This window comes from Odoribacter sp. Z80 (genome assembly GCF_009935865.1).
Taxonomy (GTDB): Bacteria; Bacteroidota; Bacteroidia; order Bacteroidales; family Marinifilaceae; genus Odoribacter.
This window is the reverse complement of sequence record NZ_QWEL01000001.1, coordinates 209,988-230,613: the sequence shown is the minus strand read 5'-3', so window position 1 is coordinate 230,613 and position 20,626 is coordinate 209,988. Positions and strand designations below refer to the sequence as shown.

At 43.6% G+C, this 20,626-nt stretch carries 20 protein-coding genes; 11 read left to right on the top strand and 9 right to left on the bottom strand.

What is annotated here, in order from left to right; all coding sequences use genetic code 11:
* Positions 1-42: 42 nt before the first annotated feature.
* Genes bioC through D1136_RS00930 form a run of 6 tightly spaced genes read right to left on the bottom strand, consistent with a single transcriptional unit; the run spans position 43 to position 5,185 of the window.
* Positions 43-795: a malonyl-ACP O-methyltransferase BioC gene (bioC, locus tag D1136_RS00955; RefSeq protein WP_161875745.1), complete on the bottom strand. Its 753-nt coding sequence runs from the start codon at positions 793-795 to the stop codon at positions 43-45.
* Positions 792-1,448 carry a DUF452 family protein gene (locus tag D1136_RS00950; protein ID WP_161875744.1) on the bottom strand — a complete coding sequence of 219 codons (657 nt, stop codon included), beginning with the start codon at positions 1,446-1,448 and terminating at the stop codon, positions 792-794. Before D1136_RS00950 ends, bioC begins: the two co-directional genes overlap by 4 nt.
* Positions 1,449-1,451: 3 nt before the next feature.
* Positions 1,452-2,612 (bottom strand): 8-amino-7-oxononanoate synthase, encoded by a 1,161-nt coding sequence (locus D1136_RS00945; protein WP_161875743.1) that lies wholly within the window; start codon positions 2,610-2,612, stop codon positions 1,452-1,454.
* Entirely contained in the window at positions 2,609-3,892 is a 1,284-nt protein-coding gene (gene bioA, locus D1136_RS00940) for an adenosylmethionine--8-amino-7-oxononanoate transaminase (RefSeq protein ID WP_161875742.1), read from the bottom strand. The genes D1136_RS00945 and bioA overlap by 4 nt, the downstream gene beginning before the upstream one ends.
* 5 nt (positions 3,893-3,897) lie before the next feature.
* Positions 3,898-4,851: a biotin synthase BioB gene (bioB, locus tag D1136_RS00935; protein ID WP_161875741.1), complete on the bottom strand. Its 954-nt coding sequence runs from the start codon at positions 4,849-4,851 to the stop codon at positions 3,898-3,900.
* A 52-nt stretch (positions 4,852-4,903) separates the two neighbouring features.
* Positions 4,904-5,185, bottom strand: coding sequence for a hypothetical protein (locus D1136_RS00930; RefSeq protein ID WP_161875740.1), 282 nt, complete (start codon positions 5,183-5,185; stop codon positions 4,904-4,906).
* 88 nt (positions 5,186-5,273) lie between these two features.
* Between D1136_RS00930 and D1136_RS00925 the strand changes: the two genes are divergently transcribed.
* Genes D1136_RS00925 through D1136_RS00910 form a run of 4 tightly spaced genes read left to right on the top strand, consistent with a single transcriptional unit; the run spans position 5,274 to position 9,163 of the window.
* On the top strand, positions 5,274-7,142 hold the full coding sequence (locus D1136_RS00925) for an alpha-1,3-galactosidase B (RefSeq protein ID WP_161875739.1): 1,869 nt from the start codon (positions 5,274-5,276) through the stop codon (positions 7,140-7,142).
* On the top strand, positions 7,139-7,825 hold the full coding sequence (gene queC, locus D1136_RS00920) for a 7-cyano-7-deazaguanine synthase QueC (RefSeq protein ID WP_161875738.1): 687 nt from the start codon (positions 7,139-7,141) through the stop codon (positions 7,823-7,825). Before D1136_RS00925 ends, queC begins: the two co-directional genes overlap by 4 nt.
* The gene (locus D1136_RS00915) at positions 7,822-8,379 is read left to right on the top strand and encodes a 6-pyruvoyl tetrahydropterin synthase family protein (protein WP_161875737.1); all 558 of its coding nucleotides are present in this window, start codon (positions 7,822-7,824) and stop codon (positions 8,377-8,379) included. Before queC ends, D1136_RS00915 begins: the two co-directional genes overlap by 4 nt.
* A complete protein-coding gene (locus D1136_RS00910; protein ID WP_161875736.1) occupies positions 8,366-9,163 on the top strand; it encodes a 7-carboxy-7-deazaguanine synthase QueE in 798 nt (265 codons plus the stop codon). The genes D1136_RS00915 and D1136_RS00910 overlap by 14 nt, the downstream gene beginning before the upstream one ends.
* Here D1136_RS00910 and D1136_RS00905 read toward each other — a convergent pair whose 3' ends face one another.
* Positions 9,164-11,062, bottom strand: coding sequence for an ATP-dependent DNA helicase RecQ (locus D1136_RS00905; protein ID WP_161875911.1), 1,899 nt, complete (start codon positions 11,060-11,062; stop codon positions 9,164-9,166).
* A gap of 121 nt (positions 11,063-11,183) precedes the next feature.
* Between D1136_RS00905 and D1136_RS00900 the strand changes: the two genes are divergently transcribed.
* The 4 genes from D1136_RS00900 (at position 11,184) to D1136_RS00885 (ending at position 15,941) form a co-directional block, all read left to right on the top strand.
* Positions 11,184-12,020, top strand: coding sequence for a peptidylprolyl isomerase (locus tag D1136_RS00900; protein ID WP_161875735.1), 837 nt, complete (start codon positions 11,184-11,186; stop codon positions 12,018-12,020).
* 85 nt (positions 12,021-12,105) lie between these two features.
* The gene (locus tag D1136_RS00895; protein WP_161875734.1) at positions 12,106-13,443 is read left to right on the top strand and encodes a peptidylprolyl isomerase; all 1,338 of its coding nucleotides are present in this window, start codon (positions 12,106-12,108) and stop codon (positions 13,441-13,443) included.
* 29 nt (positions 13,444-13,472) lie between these two features.
* Positions 13,473-14,432, top strand: a complete 960-nt coding sequence (locus tag D1136_RS00890; protein ID WP_161875733.1) for a MoxR family ATPase — start codon at positions 13,473-13,475, stop codon at positions 14,430-14,432.
* 48 nt (positions 14,433-14,480) lie between these two features.
* The gene (locus D1136_RS00885) at positions 14,481-15,941 is read left to right on the top strand and encodes an OstA-like protein (RefSeq protein WP_370461300.1); all 1,461 of its coding nucleotides are present in this window, start codon (positions 14,481-14,483) and stop codon (positions 15,939-15,941) included.
* A 38-nt stretch (positions 15,942-15,979) separates the two neighbouring features.
* Here the strand turns inward: D1136_RS00885 and D1136_RS00880 are convergent, their stop codons facing one another.
* Positions 15,980-17,152: a carboxypeptidase-like regulatory domain-containing protein gene (locus tag D1136_RS00880; RefSeq protein ID WP_161875731.1), complete on the bottom strand. Its 1,173-nt coding sequence runs from the start codon at positions 17,150-17,152 to the stop codon at positions 15,980-15,982.
* Between the two features lie 133 nt (positions 17,153-17,285).
* Between D1136_RS00880 and D1136_RS00875 the strand changes: the two genes are divergently transcribed.
* Both D1136_RS00875 and D1136_RS00870 read left to right on the top strand, forming a co-directional pair.
* Positions 17,286-17,936: a hypothetical protein gene (locus D1136_RS00875; protein ID WP_161875730.1), complete on the top strand. Its 651-nt coding sequence runs from the start codon at positions 17,286-17,288 to the stop codon at positions 17,934-17,936.
* Between the two features lie 7 nt (positions 17,937-17,943).
* The gene (locus D1136_RS00870) at positions 17,944-18,312 is read left to right on the top strand and encodes a hypothetical protein (RefSeq protein ID WP_161875729.1); all 369 of its coding nucleotides are present in this window, start codon (positions 17,944-17,946) and stop codon (positions 18,310-18,312) included.
* Here D1136_RS00870 and D1136_RS00865 read toward each other — a convergent pair.
* Complete coding sequence (locus tag D1136_RS00865) at positions 18,283-19,569, bottom strand: DUF2851 family protein (protein ID WP_161875728.1); 1,287 nt, start codon at positions 19,567-19,569, stop codon at positions 18,283-18,285. The genes D1136_RS00870 and D1136_RS00865 overlap by 30 nt on opposite strands.
* Positions 19,570-19,723: 154 nt before the next feature.
* Here D1136_RS00865 and D1136_RS00860 point away from each other — a divergent pair, with 154 nt between their 5' ends.
* The gene (locus D1136_RS00860) at positions 19,724-20,611 is read left to right on the top strand and encodes a hypothetical protein (protein WP_161875727.1); all 888 of its coding nucleotides are present in this window, start codon (positions 19,724-19,726) and stop codon (positions 20,609-20,611) included.
* Positions 20,612-20,626 lie beyond the last annotated feature (15 nt).

Here is a 20,626-nt window from a genome sequence, read left to right as displayed (position 1 = left end):
ACAGGAGACTCAAATTTTGAGTTTTTGGCTTGGGAAAATCTTTTATCTCTTTCTGCAAATCAGGTAAAAAGGATGGTATGTCAGAGGAAAACTGTTTTTCAACAGGTCTTTTTCATAACAACGGGTAAACTGTTGCAATGTTCCTTTAGTCCAATTACGGCCGGAGTGACCTGCATTGACGCCGGTTTTTTTCAGATGGCGCAAAACCTCTATGGCTTCCGGAAAATAAAGCTTATCCACCTGCTCTTCAAAACAAAGAACTTCAAAATCGGAAGACAGGCAAGAAAATAATTCTTCGCGGCTAAGGTAGTTTAAACCATGAGGTGTAAAAGGCCGCAATTCCGTCATATTGCGGGGACCGAACGTACTGAATGCCATCAATCCCCCTTTTCGCAAATGAGAAGCCAACTTCCGGAAAGTCTTACGGGGATTGGAGAACCATTGAAATGTAGAAGCCGACACAAGCAATTCAAATTCTCCCGGAACAGGCATCTCCTCTATATCTCCCACAAAACAGTGCGACACAGGCAAATCATAACAGATAGCCGTTTTTTCACACATTTCCTCCACCAGATCATTCACAAACAAACCACCATTTCCAGCCATACCCTTTATTCTGCGTGTCAGCAATCCGGTACCACATCCGATTTCCAATATTTTGTCCGGTTGGTAATCTAAAATCCCCTGCAATAATTCGAAAAGATGGTCTGCAATCCTTCTCTGGACCGGAGCATTCTCTTCATAACTCTCCACACTCCGTTTGAAACGATATTTTATTTCAGTCTTATCAATCATATATTTACTAATTCTTCCCAACTCCGGAAGGCATAAAACGGATAATGTCCTCCCGGCAGAAAAGTAACGGAAGCCCGGTCCTGCCACCAGCGCATCTGATTCTCCGGTGGGAAAATGAGGTCCTTTCGGGAAATAAAAACTTTATTCCATTTTATACAATTTTTATGCTCAGAGCTCAATCTGTGTATAAAGCACAGTTCTTCGACCTGTTCCGCCAGGATTCGTCGGGGTTTATTCACAGAAAATGACTCGTATTCTGCTTTATTAACAAACATGCGGGAGAAGAATTTTTCCCTTCCCGCCTCTGTCATTCCCCGCTCTGTCAGTTCATAACTCCGCACCGGAATGCCATACTGATTGTCAACCGGCAATTCCGTACCATTCAGGGCAATACACTTATCCGGTTGTACCGGCCAGTGCGGGACCGTATTGGCAGCAGCCCACACACCCATCGACCACGCAACAACATACACTGTATGGTAACCTGAAAAACAGATAGCCTCTTTTCCGGGCTCCAGGGAACGATAATCCGAACAAACCGCCAAGTCATACGATGAAGACAAATGGGCAATTGCCTGTACATCCATGCCCCATCCATTGAAAAAAACAAGCAGCACCCCGTTTCTGTTCTGTTTAATCCAGTCTATTCGCATAGATCACTCCATTCCGTTTAATAAAAAATCGAAAAGACATTCATAATCTTCCAAAGGAATAGAAGCGTTCAATGAGAAACGAATCCGGGCTTCATTTTTAGGAACAGTCGGATATCTCACCGGTAAAGCAAAAAAACCGTTATCCTGCAATAAATCCGCAACTTCAACACTGTTCTCATTCGCACCGCAAACCATAGGGACGATATGTGAACTGCCCCGGGTTTCAAATCCTTTATCGGTCAACACTTCGCGCAAACGCTCCGACACCCGGGCCAATTTTATCCGTAAATCATAGAAATCCGGCATTTTGTTAAGAATAAAACGGGTCCAGGCTACATTTACAGGAGGCAAGGCAGTGGTAAAAATCAGGCTTCTTTGCGTATTGACCAAATACTCCCGGAATATCTCCTCACATACCACAAACGCCCCCATCGAAGCAAAAGCTTTTCCAAAAGTCCCCACAATGAAATCAATATCCTCCGTACAAGCTTGTTCCTCGCAGCATCCCAAACCATTGGTTCCTCTGACCCCGATAGCATGAGCTTCATCCACATACAAAAAAGCATCAAACTCTTTTTTCAATTCACACAATTGCTGCAGGTCGGCCACATCCCCATCCATGCTAAAAACCGATTCCGTCACAATGAACACCTGCTCATACTCCTCTCTATGCTGAGTCAATATACTGCGCAAGTGTTCGTAATCCAAATGGCGGTACCTCAACATCTGAGCATCACTCAACCGTAATCCATCAATAATGCTGGCATGCACCAGCTTGTCTGCCACAACCAAATCGCGTTTGCCGGTCAAAGCCGGAAGAATGCCGATATTGGCATGGTAACCGGAATTAAACACCAAAGCCCCTTCTTTATCATACCAATCCGCCAAATCGTCTTCCAACATTTTATAATACTGATGATTTCCCGAAAGCAAACGGGAAGATGCCGCACTATATCCCAAAGCCATAATATCCGTCTCCGACCTAAAACTCTCTGCCAATTGGGGATTCGTAGACAGACCGAGATAATCATTGGAAGATAAATTCAACATTTCACGCCCCTGGGCATGAATCAGGAAACCATTCTGCTCAATCTCTCTGAGTGTCCGGTAATTACCGGTTGCCTTTATGGTTTCCAGTTTCTTGATATAACGCTCTTTGTTCATTCCGTTTCCTTTACTATCTTCAACAATCCCCGGGTCAAACGGGTTAACTCGGAAGCCGAAATAATATAGGGAGGCATAATATACACCAATCTGCCGAAAGGCCTTACCCATATACCTTCTTCTACAAACTTAGCCTGTAATACCGCCATATCGACCGGTTTCTTCATTTCAATCACTCCTATAGCTCCCAGCACCCTAACATCAGCAACCTGTTCCAGCAGGGCCGCAGGTGCCAATTCTATCTTCAACTGTTGCTCGATATTACCAATCTTTTCTGCCAGATTATAAGTCAGTAAGAGGTCGATCGAAGCACAGGAAACAGCACAAGCCAACGGATTACCCATAAAAGTAGGGCCGTGCATAAATACATAAGGATCTTTTGAACTGATCACCGTACCGACTGCCTCCGTTGCCATTGTTGCGGCAAAACTCATATATCCTCCGGTAATGGCCTTACCGATACACATGATATCCGGGCAGATGCCGGCATGCTCCACTGCCCATAATTTTCCGGTACGTCCGAAACCCGTAGCAATTTCATCACATATCAACAAAATCTCATACCGGTCACACAGAGCCCTCACCTCCCGCAGGTAATCTGCTGAATAAAACCACATACCGCCAGCCCCTTGAACAATAGGTTCAAGTATAACAGCAGCAATATCTGCATGATGGACTGCCATGCATTCCTTCAATTCCCTCAGGTCTTCTTCCCTGCACTCCTGTCCAAAACGGCATTCCGGCCGTGGAATAAAATACTGGATAGGCAGAGAACCGTGAAAGATGCCATGCATTCCGGTCACCGGGTCGCATACTGACATCGCATTCCAGGTATCTCCGTGATACCCTTTGGTAATGGTCAGGAAGTGTTTCTTCTCTGTGCGTCCGGCGGCATACCAATATTGCAGGGCCATTTTCATGGCTACTTCCACCGAAACGGAACCGGAATCACAAAAAAATATTTTATCTATCCCCTCCGGAGCAATAGACAGCACTTTCCGGGCCAATTCCACCGCCGGGCGATGGGTAAAACCGCCAAACATCACATGTGCCATATCCCTCATCTGCTTTTCAAGAGCAGCGTTCAACACCGGATGATTATAGCCATGAATCTCACACCACCAGGAAGACATTCCGTCAATGAGACGGCGTCCGTCTTCCAGTTCAATATATACCCCCTCCGCCCTTTTCACCGGATAGACAGGGAGCGGGTCCAAAGTTGAAGTATAAGGATGCCAGATGTGCTCCCTGTCAAATTTTAATAGTTCTTCTGTTTTCATGTCAATTAAATACTGAAACCTAATTCTTTAACCTTTCTCATATCTTCTTTTACTTTAGACCCTACCGTTGTCAGTAAATCACCCACAATAGCAGCGTTGATACCGGCCTGAATAGCCTCCGTTTCTATATGGGCAATCAACATGCGCCCGCCGGCAAAACGAATATAAGCTTCCGGATGCACAAAACGAAACAAGGCAATGGTCGTCAATATCTCTTCATCCGGTAACCGCCTTGCTCCCTCCAAAGGAGTGCCGGGAATGGGATTCAAAATATTTAAAGGAATGGAACGGATTCCCAGTTCCCGGAGAGTCAAAGCCAGTTCTATCCGGTCGTCCATACTCTCCCCCATACCGATAATACCACCGGAACAGACTTCCATACCTATTTCCTGAGCCGCCCGGATGGTTTCTATCTTTTCCGCATAAGTATGGGTAGTACACAAAAAAGGGAAATAACGTGCAGATGTTTCCAGGTTGCAATGATAACGTGTAATTCCTGCTTCTTTCAGCTTTTGTAGCTGGTTTTTCCTCAACAAGCCCATCGACGCACACAAATGCAAACCTGACTTGGCCCCTATTTTTACTGCAAATTCGCACAAACGACCGATATTCCGGTCGGATAGAGCCCTTCCGCTCGTAACAAACGAAAATTTATCCACTCCGTACTCATCATTTAATTGTGCCATCCGCAAACAAGTCTCCTCATCCACCAACTCATATTCATCTATATGTGTACTGAAAACAGCCGACTGGGCACACCATTTGCAATTTTCAGAACACCTGCCCGAACGGGCATTAATAATGGAGCAAGTATCGAAATGCCGCCCTGCCCGTCTGTCCCTGATTTCACCGGCAGCATGAAATAAAGCCTGCTTATCCCTTTCCTTTGCCAGAAGGAAGGCCTCTTCGCGGGAAACGGCATCCCCATTCAGAACTTTTTCTTTAATCGTCTCAATCATATCATTTCAAATAAAAGAGGGATATATACCACCATATATCCCTCTGCCTATATCATATACACAACATTTTGTCCGGACACACCTCTCCCTTTAAGTTCACAGCCATCTTCTGGAATAGATCGTTTTGTCTGATTTGCATTTCTGCTTCAGAAATCTTATCCGTATTGATAACCACCCCATGGGAAGCGGATTTTAAAAGCACCTTCCGGTACATGCCAACAGTCAGACGGGCAATACGCACTTCCCGTCCCAGCCCGGCAAATATCGAATAGCCTTTCCTCGTCCAACGGGAAAAATACAGATAGTGATGACTCAGATAGCTATGCTCTTTCATACAATTCATTTAGGGAGGCCAAATTACTAAATTATTTGTTCCCATTCTCATTTTAAATCCTAAATTTGCTGCTTCTAAAATACAAACAATGAAATATAGCTTTATTCTTCTTTTTGCTTTGCTCATAGCAACTATTTTTCCATCACAAGCAAAAAATTACGATTTGGGGAAATACGGTTTAAAACCGGACAGCCGTGAAAATTCTGCACTACTACTGTCAAGTGCCATCCAAAAGATCGTACGGGAACACCACAGCAACTCCCCTGTTGTATTACAATTTCCGGAAGGGACTTACCATTTCTACCCGACAGCTGCCTTGGAAAGGGAATATTATATTTCCAACCATGACCAAAATAACCCCAAGCAAGTGGGAATCCCTCTGGAGGGACTGAAAAATGTTATCCTGGACGGAAAAGGTTCGGAGTTTATCTTCCATGGAAGGATGCTGCCTATCAGTATTGTCAATTGTGAAAACTGTACCCTCCGAAATTTTTCAGTCGACTTTGAAAATCCGCACATCACCCAAATGAAAGTAGTCGCCAACGATACGGCCCAAAACCGGATTACCTTAGAAATTGCCCCGTGGGTGGACTATAAAATCACGGACGGGGTTTTCAGCGCCCGTGGTGAAGGTTGGGAACACACTCCCCAGGGTTGTATAGCTTTTGACGGAATAACGCGCCACATCATCTATAACACCAGCGACCAGGGGGTTTATTTAAAACAAGTGGAGGAAATTGCCCCCCGCACCATCATCGCTTCGGGATGGAAACAGCCCAAGCTGGTCCCCGGAACAGTTATTGCAGGCAGAACGTGGCACCGCCCAACACCCGGAATATTTGCTCACCAATCCGATAACACCGAACTGAAAAATATAAAAATACATTATGCTGAAGGTATGGGATTGCTTGCCCAGCTTTGCCATAACATCACCTTAGAGCATTTCGGAATTTGCCTGAAAGGGAAAAACGATCCCCGTTACTTTACCACCCAGGCCGATGCCACCCATTTTTCCGGTTGCAAGGGAAAGATAATCTCCACCAACGGACTGTATGAAGGCATGATGGATGACGCCATTAACATTCATGGTACTTACCTGAAAGTAACGGAACGGGTGGATGACCATACATTGACGGCTGCCTATATGCATTCCCAGAGCTGGGGATTTAAATGGGGAGACCCGGGAGACTCCGTACAGTTTATCCGGTCCAAAACCATGGAAATTCTGGACGCCAGGAATACCATCGCCTCTATTGTTCCGGCAGATGCTCCCACCGACAAGGGGACAAAACTGTTCCGGATTCGCTTCACCAACCCCATAGATGCAACAATCCAGCCGGAAGGAAATTTCGGCATCGAGAACCTGACCTGGACACCAGAAGTACAGTTTACTCATAATATCATACGCAACAACCGGGCCAGAGGAGCCCTTTTCAGTACTCCCCGGAAAACAGTGGTCACCCATAATCTTTTCGACCATACCTCCGGAACCGCCATTTTATTATGTGGAGATTGCAACGGATGGTACGAAACAGGAGCCTGCCGGGATATATTGATTAAAAATAATACCTTTATCAACGCTCTGACCAATATGTTCCAGTTTACCAATGCGGTCATTTCCATCTATCCGGAAATCCCCGACCTGGTCCGGCAAAAGAAGTTTTTCCATGGTCAGGACGGGAAAGCCGGTATTGTGATTGAAGGAAACCGGTTTGAAACATTTGACCGTCCCCTGCTTTACGCCAAATCGGTACAAGGACTTGTCTTCCGCAACAATACCGTCCTGCACAATCAGGATTTCCCGGCTTTCCATTGGAACAAATACCCTTTTTTATTTGAAAAAGTAGCCAACATTATGATTTCAAATAATACCTTTGACATTCCTTTTAACCGGGAGAAAGACATTCGGTTAAACTACACCGACGAAGAAGAAATTCATGTGGAACAAAAACAATGAAAAAAGCTATTGTATTATTATCGGGTGGTCTGGATTCTACCACTGCCTTATATCTAGCCAAAAGTGAGGGATTCGATGAAATTTATGCACTCACTTTCCAATACGGACAGAAACACGACAAAGAATTACAAAGCGCACAGGCCATAGCCCGGGCAGCCCAAGTTAAAGAACACAAGGTAGTAACCCTCTTGCTAAACCAATGGCAGGGATGCGCGCTGACCGATCCGGAAATGGAAGTGGAAAACGGAAAAGTGGACCGCCAGGACATCCCGACGACCTACGTTCCGGCAAGAAACATGGTCTTTCTCTCTGTTGCTGCATCCTGGGCGGATGCATTGGACATCACGGACATCTACATCGGAGTGAGCGAAGTGGATTATTCAGGCTACGTAGACTGCCGGGAAGAATTTATCCGGGCAATGGAACAGGCCATTAACCTTGGCACAGTGACAGGAGCCGAAAAAAAGCACCACATTACCATCCATGCTCCCTTTATGCACATGACCAAAGCAGAAGAAGTAAAACTGGGCCTGAAACTGGGAGTAGATTTCAGTCTCACCTGGACTTGTTACAGAGGCGGTGATTCCCCCTGCGGAACCTGCGACAGTTGCCTGCTCCGGGCAAAAGCATTTGCCGAGGCAGGTGTAAACGACCCGTTAACCGTTCATACAACCAAGTCATGATTATCCGTAAACAATTCAAGTTTGAAGGTGCCCACATTGTCCGCAATTGTACCTCTCAACGGTGCCGGGAAAACATACACGGGCATTCTTATATCGTTGAAGTGTTCATTACCTCCGACCGATTGGACAACGGCTATATGGTCATGGACTTCTGCCGGTTAAAACAAGTGAAAGAATTCATCGAAAGTTTTGACCATTCTTATTCCCTGTGGAACCGGGAAAACCAGGAATTTAAAGACTTTATTTACCGTTATAATAAAAGAGTTGTAGAAATCCCTGTATCTCCTTCTGCCGAAGGATATGCCCTGCTGTTTTTCTATATAATAGACCAGATATTCCGGCATACAGAACGTCTGAACGGAGAAGGCAATATCCGGCTCTACTCGGTGAGGGTACACGAAACAGCCACAGGCTACGCGGAAGCATTCCGGGAGGACCTTTCGTGGGTGAACTTTCGCATGGATGACCTGTTGTTTTCTCCGGATATAACAGCAGGCTGGATAAACCAGGAGTGGTGGGACAAGCTCAAAACTTTTTCTTATGAAAATCGCTAAAGACGGAATTTTTCCCATTACGAAAGACCAACACGGACATCCCCTCCCCATTTCTCCGGCTTCCGGGCTGGACATCCCCGGAACTATACAAGGAGAAGGTAAATTGTGTGGTGTACCTTCCCTGTTTATCCGTCTGGCAGGTTGTAACCTGCATTGTTGCTGGACATTACCAAACAACGTGCAGGTGCCTTGCGACACGTCCTACGCCGCTTATGAGTTGCAGAATGTACAAACCAAATCTGTTAATGACATTTGTTCCCTCGTCCTTCAGAATACAGACTCCATCAGGCATCTTGTCATTACCGGAGGAGAGCCACTGTTACAGGCCCAGGAACTGGAACAGCTATGCGAAAAGTTGAAAAAAGAACGTAAATACCACATTACCCTGGAAACCAACGGCACCCTGTTTGATGAAAAGGTTGCCCGGTACATTGATTTATTCAGTTTGTCGCCGAAATTATCCGCCTCCCATTCCTCCTGTTCCGGCAAACCGCTCTTTTCCGTCACCACCATTCAGAATTTTATCCGGTTTGCCTCCTCCTGCGGGAAAGATTTTCAATTGAAATTTGTCTATTCCTGCAAGAAAGATGCAGAAGAAATCCGGCAGTTGCTCTCCCGACTCCAAGGATGGAAACCGGAAGATGTTTTGCTGATGCCTTTAGGTGCAACCCCCGAATTAATACGAATAAATACACGCGAGGTACTGACACATTGTATCCGGAACGGATGGAGATACTGCGACCGGTTGCATATTTCCCTGTTCGGCAATAAAACCGGTGTTTAATCACCGCTTCAAAGCAAGCACAGTAGGAGATTTATAGAATATCTTTCCTTCTTCCAGCAGATGCCGGATGCGTTCAATCACCATTTCCCGTTGGCCCTCTACCCGATAGACAACCTCTTTTACCTCCCGGTCCTGTTCCTGTAAAACCGCAAGAATGGCCATATCCGTTTTATCTTTCTCTTTCCGGGAAATTTTTTTCCGTCCAAGACAATAATCGCATATTCCGCAAACTTGTTTTTCTTTTTGTCCGAAATATTCCATCAGATAAAGCTGGCGGCACCCCTCCTCTTTTTCTATATATTCCGCCATCTTCTCAATTTTAGAAGCAAAAACATGTTTCCGGTCTTCATAAGCATTCCGGTCAAGATGCAGGTAAGAAGACGGAACCCGCGGTTGATGGTAGACTAAATAAGGACGGTCGTTGCCCGGGATATAACCGATAATCTTTCTTTTAGCCAAAGTCAGCAAACCATGATATACTTCCTGGCGTGTGACTCCTAAACGCTCAGCCAACAATTGTTCATCCACATAGACATACTGCACAAAAACCCCCGAAAAAGTACGCAGAATAAACTCCATCAAATGTTCCAAAAAGGAATCATTCAACTCTATTTTATAAAGCTGGTCACGAATAACGAGAAAACTAATACGCGACCGGGTCCTGACGTCAGTGGTCAATTCCAGATAGCCTGCCACCTGAAGGATTTTAAGAGCAGACACTACCTGACCGTAGTCTAATTTAAAAGTCCTGGCAAATACTTCAGGATCAAATTCAAAAGCATAGCCATTGCCACCGCCTTCCTCCACCCCCAAAAAATCGCCGGCGGCCTGATAAACTTTCCGGATATAGGATTTCTCCGGAAATCCCTGAGTTATCCTTTTCCTAAAAGCCGTCAGGGAAGCCTCATTATATAACAATACTGCATAAGCCCGGCCCCCATCCCTACCGGCTCTACCCGCTTCCTGGAAATAAGCCTCCGGACTATCCGGAATATCAAAATGGACCACAATACGCACATCCGGCTTGTCTATTCCCATACCGAAAGCATTCGTAGCAACCATCACCGGAAAAACATTATTTTTCCAGTCTTCCTGCTTCTTTTCCCGTTGCAAAGCATTCAGACCAGCGTGATAAAAGTCAGCAGGAATCCCTTTCTCCATAAGAAAGCGGGCCAACTCTTCAGTACTTGCCCGCTTACGGACATAGACGATGGCACTGGCCTGCAATTTGGAAAGAATATGAAGTAATTCACCCAATTTATCATTTGCCTTACGCACCACATATGAAATATTTTCCCGACGAAAACTTTTTGAAAGTACATGAAACTCTGTAAACTTCAGATGACGCTGTATATCGTCGGCAACCCGCGGGGTGGCCGTAGCCGTCAATGCCAGTACTACCATCCGGGGAAACCAGGAACGAATTTCAGCAATTCTCAGGTAAGAAGGCCGGAAATCATATCCCCACTGGGATATACAATGAGCTTCATCCACTGCTAATAATGAAAGAGGCATTTGTTTTAAACGGCAGCGAAACGATTCGGAAGCCAACCGCTCCGGCGAGATATACAGGAATTTGACTTTCCCTCCGATGGCTTTGTTTATCGCCGACTCCACCCGCTCAGAAGACATACCCGTATAAATCGCTTCAGCAGCAATCATTCTCTTTTGCAGGCCTTCCACCTGGTCCTTCATTAAGGCTATCAACGGAGTAATCACAAGACAAACTCCTTCCAGCAGAATTCCCGGCACCTGATAGGTTATTGATTTTCCTCCTCCGGTAGGCATCAGGGCAAGGGTATCTTTTCCGGACAGTACCGACAGAATAATGTCTTCCTGCAGGCTGCGGAACTGCTCGTATCCCCAATATTGCTTTAAGATTTGCCGGATTTCTTCCATGCTCATTCCATTTTCCGATTCTCAACATTCCAACGGTTCCCTTCTGAAACCATAAAACAAAGATACAATGAAATTGAAAATAATTTACTACTTTCGCCCAGGTGTAAAAATAAAGTGTAAAATGAAAATCATATCCCTACTCCTTTTTTCTGTTTTACTATATGCCTGCCATCCGTCACAACCGGCCAATCAACCGGCTGCCCGGGTTTTTGAAACAAACCTTTATAAGTCGGAGGTTGCAAATTTTATCCCTCCCGACACTCCTTCGGAGGACAGTATCATCATGGCCCAAAACTATATCCGGAACTGGGTAACCCAAAAACTCCTGCTTCACAAAGCCATTGAAAACCTTTCCGGAGAAGAAATAGATATACAAAAACAAGTGGATGAATACCGGACTACTTTACTAATTCACCATTATAAACAAAAGCTGATTGCCCAACGCTTAGTAGGAGATATTGACGACAAAGAAATTGAAGCATACTACCATAAAAACGAAAATAACTTTATCTTGGCCACTCCTATCGTAAAAGCAGTGTTTTTTATTCTGCCTAAAACAGTATCTAACCTGACCCAGGTGAGAAAATGGAATAAGTCTGATAAAGCGGAAGACCAGGAAAATCTTGAAGACTACTGTCTGACCCATGCCCATAAATACGATAATTTCCAGAATCGGTGGATGGAAGTGAAATACCTGCTGAACTTAATTCCAGGGGATTTCAACACTCTGGCAAAAGAAATCCTGACATTGAAAAACATTGAAAAAGAAGATGATAAAAATTACTATTTTCTGAAAATCAATGAAATCAAAAGAGAACAGACAATCGCGCCTTTGGATTACGTCCGAAATGAAATTACATTAATCCTGAAATATAAAAAGAAGCTCTCTTTTGAGAATGAACTGGAAAAACAAATAAACCAGGAAGGACTTAGGAAGAATTATGTAAAAATTTACTAAACTACAGACCGGACTTCTCTATTTTAAATAAAAATAGTAGCTTAGAGGGCTCAAAAAGAGCCTTCAATTTTGTAAAATCAATTATATGAAAAAGTATTTATTTTTACTTGTCTTCTCATTTCATTTCTGCGTACTCTTCTCTCAGAAAAATGTCATTGACAAAGTAGTGGCTATCGTTGGAGAAGAAATCATCTTAAAATCAGATATTGAAAATGCTTTTTTACAGGAACAGGGACGAGGATTGATTTCTTCTTCGGCCAATTACAGGACTGAATTACTGGAGCAGCAACTTATCCAAAAACTGTTACTGGCACAAGCCCAGGTAGACAGTATATCTGTGACAGAAGAAGAAGTAGAAAATGCAGTAAGCAACCAAATCGAGTACTTCATCAGTAACGCCGGCTCCCAGGAACGCCTGGAAAGTTTCTTCGGCAAACCGCTTCAGGAAATTAAGGACGAAATGCGCGGACAAATACGGGAGCGCTTGATCACAGAGCAAATGCAACAAAAAATAGTGGAAAAAATCCGGGTCACCCCTTCTGAAGTACGAGCTTATTTCAAAAAACTACCCAAAGATAGTCTGCCGGATATGCCCGACAGATACGAGTTACAACAGATTGTCTTACGTCCCAACATCAGCGATGCGGAAAAAGAACGTATACGGGAACAGCTACGGGAATACCGGGACCAGATACAAAAAGGAGAAAAAACTTTTAACACCATAGCTGTTTTGTATTCAGAAGACGGTTCCGCCACCCGCGGAGGTGAACTGGGATATATGACGCGAAAATCGTTAGATCCCGCTTTTGCGGAAGCAGCATTTAGCCTCAAACCGGGGAAAATATCCAAAATCGTTGAATCAGAATACGGTTTTCACATTATCCAGTTGATTGACCGCCAAGGTGAAAAAGTAAATGTCCGCCACATTTTATTACAACCCAAAGTGTCGCCAACCGAGAAAGAAGAAGCAATGCACCGTCTTGATACCATCCGCCAATACATCCAGGACGGTAAAATGACTTTTGAAGAGGCTGCATTTTATTTCTCAACAGACAAGAAAACCCGGAATAACGGCGGACTCTATGCAGCACCCCAGACTGCGGAAGCCAAAATTGCCAGGACAGAGATTCCGGCAGAAATGGGCAGAGTAGTAAATCACCTTAAACCAGGAGAAATCTCAGAACCTTTTGTCAGCTATTCAGAAGGAAGAGAAGAATATAAAATTATCAAAGTAAAGGCATTTTATCCTCAGCATAAGGCTAACCTGGACGATGACTGGCTGAATTTTGAACTCATGCTGCAAAATGAGAAACAAATGGACAAACTGGAAAAATGGATAAAAGAAAAACAAGCCACTACTTACGTCCATATCGACGAAGAATATAAAAACGGAAAATTCCGTTATGACGGATGGATTAAATAAAGCAAACGCCTGTTACTTAATTGAATATCATGGAAGAGCAAGCCAAACTGATCGATCAGCTAAAACTGAAATATGAAGATTTAAAAAAAGAAATATCCCGTAAAATTGTCGGCCAGGAAGAAGTCATCGATAAAATCCTGATTTCCATATTCAGCAACGGCCATTGCCTGCTCATCGGAGTTCCCGGCTTGGCTAAAACTTTAATGGTTACAGCTATCTCTGAAACGTTGGAGTTGGACTACAAACGCATCCAGTTTACTCCCGACCTGATGCCTTCGGACATCATAGGTACGGAGATTCTGGACCAGAACAGAGAATTCCGTTTTGTCAAAGGACCACTTTTCGCCAATATCATTTTAGCAGACGAAATTAACCGTACTCCCCCGAAAACGCAAAGTGCCCTGCTGGAAGCGATGCAAGAACGGGAAGTAACAGCGGCCGGAGCCACCCGCCCATTGGCACAGCCATTCTTCGTACTGGCCACACAAAACCCGATAGAACAGGAAGGTACCTATCCCCTGCCAGAAGCCCAGCTGGACCGTTTCATGTTCAGCGTAATCCTGGACTATCCGACAGAAGCAGAAGAAATAGCCATTGTGGAAAATACCACCGGACAGGAATCCGGAAAACTGAACCGAATTATCAGTGGTGAAGAAATCCTGAAATATCAGGCAGTTATCCGGCAGATGCCTGTTCCCAAACCCATTACGGAATATGCCGTAAAACTGGTTGCTAAAACCCGGCCGGGACGCCCCGGTTCCCACCCTATGGCTGACCAATATCTGAACTGGGGAGCAGGTCCGCGGGCCTCCCAATTCCTGGTTGCCGGTGCTAAAACCCGGGCTGCTTTGCAAGGGAAATATTCCCCCGATCTGGAAGATGTAAAAAACGTGGCAGAAGCCATACTTCGCCACCGTATTTTCAGAAATTATAAAGCAGAAGCTGAGCACCTGCAGGTAGAAAATCTCATCCGGGAATTTATAAAATAAAGAATCAGCAGAATGTGTAGCAAAACACTATTAATTTTCATTTGTCTCGTGATTGGATGCTATCTGTCCGGCAAGGCACAAGACAAAGCGGTTATCTATATTCTGAATTCCGACAGCACCGTTATAGATACCAAGCACCACCTGAACCGTCTGATTGGCCAGGTAGAGCTGCAACATAAAAATATGCTGATGTTTTGTGACAGCCTCCATCAATATCAGGACAGTAATTATGTGGAAGCCTTCGGCAATGTTCATGTGATTCAAAACGATACACTGAACTTGTGGGGCGACTTTATGACTTATAACGGTGATACGGAACTGGCTAAAGTCAGAAACAATGTCATCATGAAAGATCCGCAAATTACCCTGACTACAAATTTTCTGGATTATGATGCTGCCCGGCGTATCGGTTATTATTTTGACGGTGGTACCATCAAAGACACCATCAACACCTTAATCAGCAACATCGGCTATTATTACGTCGCATCCAACGAGATGTTTTTCAAGGACAGCGTCAAGGTCTACACTCCTCAATATACGATGTATTCCGATACACTCAAATACCAGACAGAAACCAAACTGATCACTATATTGGGGCCGACCTATATTTACGGAGACAACCGCACCCTATACTCGGAAAACGGCTGGTATAACTCTTTAACAGCTCATGCGGAACTTTATAAAAACAATAAACTGACTTACGACACTTATTGGGGCTCAGCAGATACCATCGTTGTTGACAGTCTCTCCAGTACAGCCTCTTTACACCAAAATATCCATCTTTACGATACCTTGAACAATGTAATTATCGAGGGAAATTACGGGGAAATTTTAAAAAATAACGATTATGCCTTTATCACCGAAAGAGCACTGCTGATTCTGGTTAATGAATCAGATTCCCTCTTTATCCACGGAGATACTCTGTCCGTCAATAAAGACACCCTGGGACATAATATCATGAAGGCCTACTATAACACCAAATTTTACAGTACCGATTTACAGGGGGTATGTGATTCCATGGTCTTCCCTACAGCAGATTCCACCGTTTTTCTCTACCGGTCGCCTATTGTATGGGCCAGTGGCAACCAATTGACTGCCACGGACATTGATATGCACCTCCGGAACAACCAGGTGGACCTGTTTCATCTGAATAATAAAGCAATGATTATAAACCAGCTGGATTCTGTCATGTTTAACCAAATCAAAGGCAGGAATATGACAGGTCACGTCCAACATAACGAACTTCAACTTGTATTTGTAGATGGCAGCGGAGAAGCCCTCTATTACCCGGATGACAAAGGAGTAATTATCGGATTAGACAAGACTGTCAGTTCCACCATCAAAATCTTTCTGGAACAAAAGAAAGTAAAAGATATTGTTTTCATTACCAAAGTGGAAGGTCAGTTAAACCCCTTGTTTATGGTACAAACAGAAGAACAATTTCTAAAAGATTTCCAATGGCACATTGAAAAGAAACCTCAGGAAAAAGAAGATATATTCAAAAAATAAACGGCAAAAAAACTCCCGGGCAACCCGGGAGTTTTTTTTTATTCTTCAAAATACACCGAATAATTTTTCCAAAAATCCTCATTTGTCTTCCTGTCTTCATAATAAGTCCTTCCCTCTATCGGAGTTGGTGTGTTTACATTCAGACGGGTTGTAATAAACTGCGCTTCCCCTTTCACAGGAATACCCGCTTCCTCATAAGCATACTCGATATTCACCCCACTCAGGAAATACACTGAATTCAGTTTCTTGTAAGTCGTTGTAATCGTCATTTTTACATCCTTCTTGGGCTGTTCCTCCACCGTAACCAGATTCCGGCCCAGGGCATTAAAATCCCGCGAAGTAAGATAAGCTACATTTTTAAGCACAGCCATATCTTTCAGATTAATGTATATTTCTCCATGATAACTTTGTACGGAAGGATCTCCGGCAGTAGAAATAGAAGGTTTCAACCCTTCATAGCCAATGACCTGTACAGAATCGCCCTCATAAAGGAGTTTACCCTTGCTCTTCAGCTTATAGTCCCGGGCATTGACAATATCCAATACATTCCGGGTATTCCGCACAATATCAGCAGTAAGAACATCATCGAAATAAGTCAACCCGTCCCATACGGAAGCAGGCTCCTGACTTCTGCGCACTTCACTGAAATTATAATGCAGGGCTTTAAACGCAGCAGCAACATTGTCCCGGTGGTAACCTTCCGCATCATACACGGTGACAATAGCTTCCTTGACCTTTTCTTCATCTCCGCGTTGGGTGGTATATTTAAAATACCCCTGATAATTATAGGGCTTTGAAATGTAATTCTTTGAAATGGAAGATACTACATTCCGCAACATTTTTTTATAAACCAACAACTGCCCGTAAACATCCACTTCCCCCATCCCATACGTAACCGGCTTCAGTCGGATTTTTAAATCAGGCTTACCGGCTCCTTCATATACCTTGAATTCCATATTGGCATACCCCACGGCTGTAACCCGGATAACATGCGTGGAATATTTATCCGGAACAGTTAATTCAAATATCCCGTCAATATCCGAAGCAGTCCCGGCCACCGTTCCCAACAATCCCAGATTGGCAAAAGCAACCGGTCCCCCCGTATGGCTGTCTATCACCGTACCCTTCACTGTAACTCTCCCATCCTGGGCCGTTGCCGATACACAACAGGAAACAATCACCATCATCAGGAAAAACAATCTTCTCTTCATAGTTATCAATACTTTTAAGTAATTCAAGGTAGTTATACGTTGAGTTTCTATTTAATTTTATATATTTGCCCCAAAGTAAGCAATTATAATGCTTAAAACCAAAAGTGTCTAAAAATAATTAGAACCAGAGTATATGAGAAAAACAGTATTGTATGTCGGAGGATTCATTGTCATTTCGTCCTTATTGGGTTCATGTGTTTCCAAGAAAAAATATGAAGAATTAGCCAGAGCAAAACGGGAGGCAGACCGCCACGTATTGGAACTGAAACGTGAAAAAAGCCGATTGACAAACGATTTGCAGGCAGCAAAGGACGACTTCAATACAATCCGTTATAAACTGACAGAAAATAATGCAATAAAAGATAAAACAATAGACGAATTATATACCAAACTTCGTTCATTGGAAAGCAAACAAGTGGAATTAAAATCCGAACTCAGCAATGTTGCCGACCAGATTAAAACCACCACCCGGTCTTCCAGTGAACAAATAGCATCGCTGGAAACCAATTTGCAGCGAATAACCGCAGAACGGGATAAAATCAGGCAGGAGCTGAATAAAGTACAGACAGATCTGGAATTTGAAAATCAAAAACTGAAAAGCGAACTCCAAACGGTAAACTCCACAGCACAAGGAAAAATAGCAGAGCTGGAAAAACTGAAAACACAAAACGAAGAACTAAATAAAAAATTAGGCTGGATTCGGAAAACAAAAGCAGAAGCCGATGCGGAAATAAAAAAACTGAGCAATCAGGTTAACCTGTTAAAAAAAGAACTGAGCAAATAATTGCAGTATGATTTACCTCATATTGGGAATAATAGGGCTGCTGGTTATAGTTGCCCTATTTACTTTTTTCAGTAAACACAAAAACCGGGAAACAGAAGAAATCGTAGCTCCGCCAGCAGAATGCTGCGGAGCACATGCCGTATGTGAGAAAGGATTAAAAAAGGCCAACAGCAAAATTGATTACTTTGAAGATGAAGAACTGGACCGCTACCACCAGATTCCGGCCAATGCCTATTCCGATACCCAAATCGAAGAATTCCGTGATATTCTTTACACATTGCGCCCGCAAGAAATACCCGACTGGTTAATCAGTTTAGAAAAAAGGGAAATAAACCTGCCGGAAATACTACGGCAAGAAGCGATTGACATGTGCTGAAAAGATTTCCCTCCCGATTCGGCATTCTAAACAGCGATGGCACTCACAATACCTGTGGGTCAACTCAATCAATGCCTGGGTCTGCATGGCCGATACTGCTTTCACACCTGATTTTTCCCATCCGCGGACAATGTAGTTATTTTCAGGCTTACATCCCTCCAGCCATTTCATGGCTTTTACCATATATTTTTCTCCCCCCTGTTCCTTGCCAAACCAAAAGACACCCGGCACAATGGCATTAATCAATAAAGTCTTTTTCATTTGAATGCCTAACCTGCGGACACACTCTCCGGTCGGTCTTCCCAATTGAGAATGTGTTCTCCAATATTCGGAAGTCGTCACATCCAGCCATTTCGCCACCTCTTCCGAAGTCTCAGCTTCCAATACTCCGGACAACAAATTCTCATGTCTCCGGATAAAAGCAGCCAACAAAGCCAAACGAATAACCGGAAAAGCATTGGGACGAATACGCATCAGCTTCCATTGAGCGGGGTTCATCACCTGCAATCCGTGTTTATATTGCAGATACCGGAATTCTTTTTTCAGTAAACCACCATAAGCATCCGATTCGGCACCCTCCAGGAAACCGGCACAGCCCAGCAATAAAGCTTCCAAAGCAAGCTGCCTGTCAGAATACCGCAGCAATAAACGATAAGGAAGGCGTAAAGCCAATTGATAAAACGGCTCTGCATTTACATTCCCGGTCCAATATTTACACAACAACCGATAAAAACATTCGTCCCAATCCTGCCGGGTTTGTTTCAGCAATTGCTGTAACTCCGAGCACTTCCGTTCCAGTCTTTCGACAGCCAACCTCTCCAGATACATATCCAGCAAACCCTTATCTACTTCTGATAAATTCCTACGGCAACCAGGCGTTGAGTCCACTCCCAGCATATACTTATACTCTTCGTACAGGCAATCCGCATAATCCAGAATCACAGTCTCCACCAAACGTCCCTCACTATTATAAATCTCAGCATCCGCCTCCCGTACCACCGACAATATCACATTATTATATGCCGCATCAGACTGATGATGATGCCTCACCCAATCACTGTTCCGTAAATGCACTTCCACATTCCCCACCCACACCACTCCATCCATCCGAAGCCGGGCATTAAAAAAATCCGGTCCGGCATCCCGATTCAATTGCCCGGGGTGCAAAATTTCCACTTTCCGGCCGGAAACCGTAGTGAAATCTTTACTTTTGAACAAGGAATTTACCCAAATATATTGTAAAAATTCTTCCCGCATAAATATGGATTGACTATATACAATAATAAGTTAAAAAAATTAAAAAAGCAAATTTTTCAGAGTTCAATCCGTATAATACAATTCATTATCCTGCTAAATTATACTACCTTTGACAGGTTTAAGAAAAAATAATTAAAATAATAGTATAAATATTATGGAAGGAAATTCATTCATCCGGGACAAAAAAGATAAGGCGTTGGTGATCATCATTACCTCCTTGTCTGTGGCCCTTATTTTATTATTTATTTTCCTTATGGTAGAAAAATCGGAAAACCGGAAACACATTCGTGCCATACATGAAGAAAAAGAACTATTGGAGCAGGAACTAACCGACCTTAGCCAGAATTACGACGACCTGAAAACAAGTAACGATACGTTAAACGAAAAATTATTGCTGGAACAGGAAAAAATCGCAACCCTATTGGACAAGATGAAAAAATTCCGCGATAATTCCTATGCGGAAATCAACCGGTATAAAAAAGAAATCGGGACGCTGAAAACTGTCCTTCGAAGCTATGTGGTCCAAATAGATTCACTCAACCAATTAAATCAAAAACTCACCCAGGAAAATACGGAAGTACGCAAACAAATGAGTTGGGTTCGGGAACGGAATCAAAAACTGGAAAATCAGCAAAAAGACATGAAAGAAGTCATTGCAAGAGCCAGTGCTTTGAAAACCGAAAATTTCGTTGTTTATCCGGTAAATAAAAAAGACCGGGAAACCAATTGGAAGAAATGCTTTAACCTGAAAGCAGAATTTGTTATCACGAAAAATATTACAGCCAAAAGAGGTGACCGTACCATTTACCTCCGCCTGAAACGTCCTGACGATAAAGTCATTGCTTTCAGTGAAAAAGCTTTCTTTAAATACCAAAACGTATCCCTCACCTATTCTGCCAAACGGGAAATCAACTATGAAGGCGAACGGTTGGAAATGTCTATTTATTGGCCTAACGATGGTAGTCTGGTACCCGGAAAATATACCGCAGAACTATTCAGTGACAATGAATTAATTGGTAGTACCGAATTTACTTTGAAATAAACGAACCAAACACAA

What these genes read in the sequence shown, in the direction of transcription:
- D1136_RS00950 (WP_161875744.1), bottom strand. Translation starts at nt 1,448, where the DNA reads ATGCGAATAGACTGGATTAAACAGAACAGAAACGGGGTGCTGCTTGTT.
- bioC (WP_161875745.1), bottom strand. Translation starts at nt 795, where the DNA reads ATGATTGATAAGACTGAAATAAAATATCGTTTCAAACGGAGTGTGGAG.
- D1136_RS00880 (WP_161875731.1), bottom strand. Translation starts at nt 17,152, where the DNA reads ATGAAGAGAAGATTGTTTTTCCTGATGATGGTGATTGTTTCCTGTTGT.
- D1136_RS00925 (WP_161875739.1), top strand. Translation starts at nt 5,274, where the DNA reads ATGAAATATAGCTTTATTCTTCTTTTTGCTTTGCTCATAGCAACTATT.
- D1136_RS00895 (WP_161875734.1), top strand. Translation starts at nt 12,106, where the DNA reads ATGAAAAAGTATTTATTTTTACTTGTCTTCTCATTTCATTTCTGCGTA.
- D1136_RS00875 (WP_161875730.1), top strand. Translation starts at nt 17,286, where the DNA reads ATGAGAAAAACAGTATTGTATGTCGGAGGATTCATTGTCATTTCGTCC.
- queC (WP_161875738.1), top strand. Translation starts at nt 7,139, where the DNA reads ATGAAAAAAGCTATTGTATTATTATCGGGTGGTCTGGATTCTACCACT.
- D1136_RS00865 (WP_161875728.1), bottom strand. Translation starts at nt 19,569, where the DNA reads ATGCGGGAAGAATTTTTACAATATATTTGGGTAAATTCCTTGTTCAAA.
- D1136_RS00905 (WP_161875911.1), bottom strand. Translation starts at nt 11,062, where the DNA reads ATGGAAGAAATCCGGCAAATCTTAAAGCAATATTGGGGATACGAGCAG.
- D1136_RS00945 (WP_161875743.1), bottom strand. Translation starts at nt 2,612, where the DNA reads ATGAACAAAGAGCGTTATATCAAGAAACTGGAAACCATAAAGGCAACC.
- D1136_RS00915 (WP_161875737.1), top strand. Translation starts at nt 7,822, where the DNA reads ATGATTATCCGTAAACAATTCAAGTTTGAAGGTGCCCACATTGTCCGC.
- D1136_RS00890 (WP_161875733.1), top strand. Translation starts at nt 13,473, where the DNA reads ATGGAAGAGCAAGCCAAACTGATCGATCAGCTAAAACTGAAATATGAA.
- bioB (WP_161875741.1), bottom strand. Translation starts at nt 4,851, where the DNA reads ATGATTGAGACGATTAAAGAAAAAGTTCTGAATGGGGATGCCGTTTCC.
- D1136_RS00860 (WP_161875727.1), top strand. Translation starts at nt 19,724, where the DNA reads ATGGAAGGAAATTCATTCATCCGGGACAAAAAAGATAAGGCGTTGGTG.
- bioA (WP_161875742.1), bottom strand. Translation starts at nt 3,892, where the DNA reads ATGAAAACAGAAGAACTATTAAAATTTGACAGGGAGCACATCTGGCAT.
- D1136_RS00900 (WP_161875735.1), top strand. Translation starts at nt 11,184, where the DNA reads ATGAAAATCATATCCCTACTCCTTTTTTCTGTTTTACTATATGCCTGC.
- D1136_RS00910 (WP_161875736.1), top strand. Translation starts at nt 8,366, where the DNA reads ATGAAAATCGCTAAAGACGGAATTTTTCCCATTACGAAAGACCAACAC.
- D1136_RS00930 (WP_161875740.1), bottom strand. Translation starts at nt 5,185, where the DNA reads ATGAAAGAGCATAGCTATCTGAGTCATCACTATCTGTATTTTTCCCGT.
- D1136_RS00870 (WP_161875729.1), top strand. Translation starts at nt 17,944, where the DNA reads ATGATTTACCTCATATTGGGAATAATAGGGCTGCTGGTTATAGTTGCC.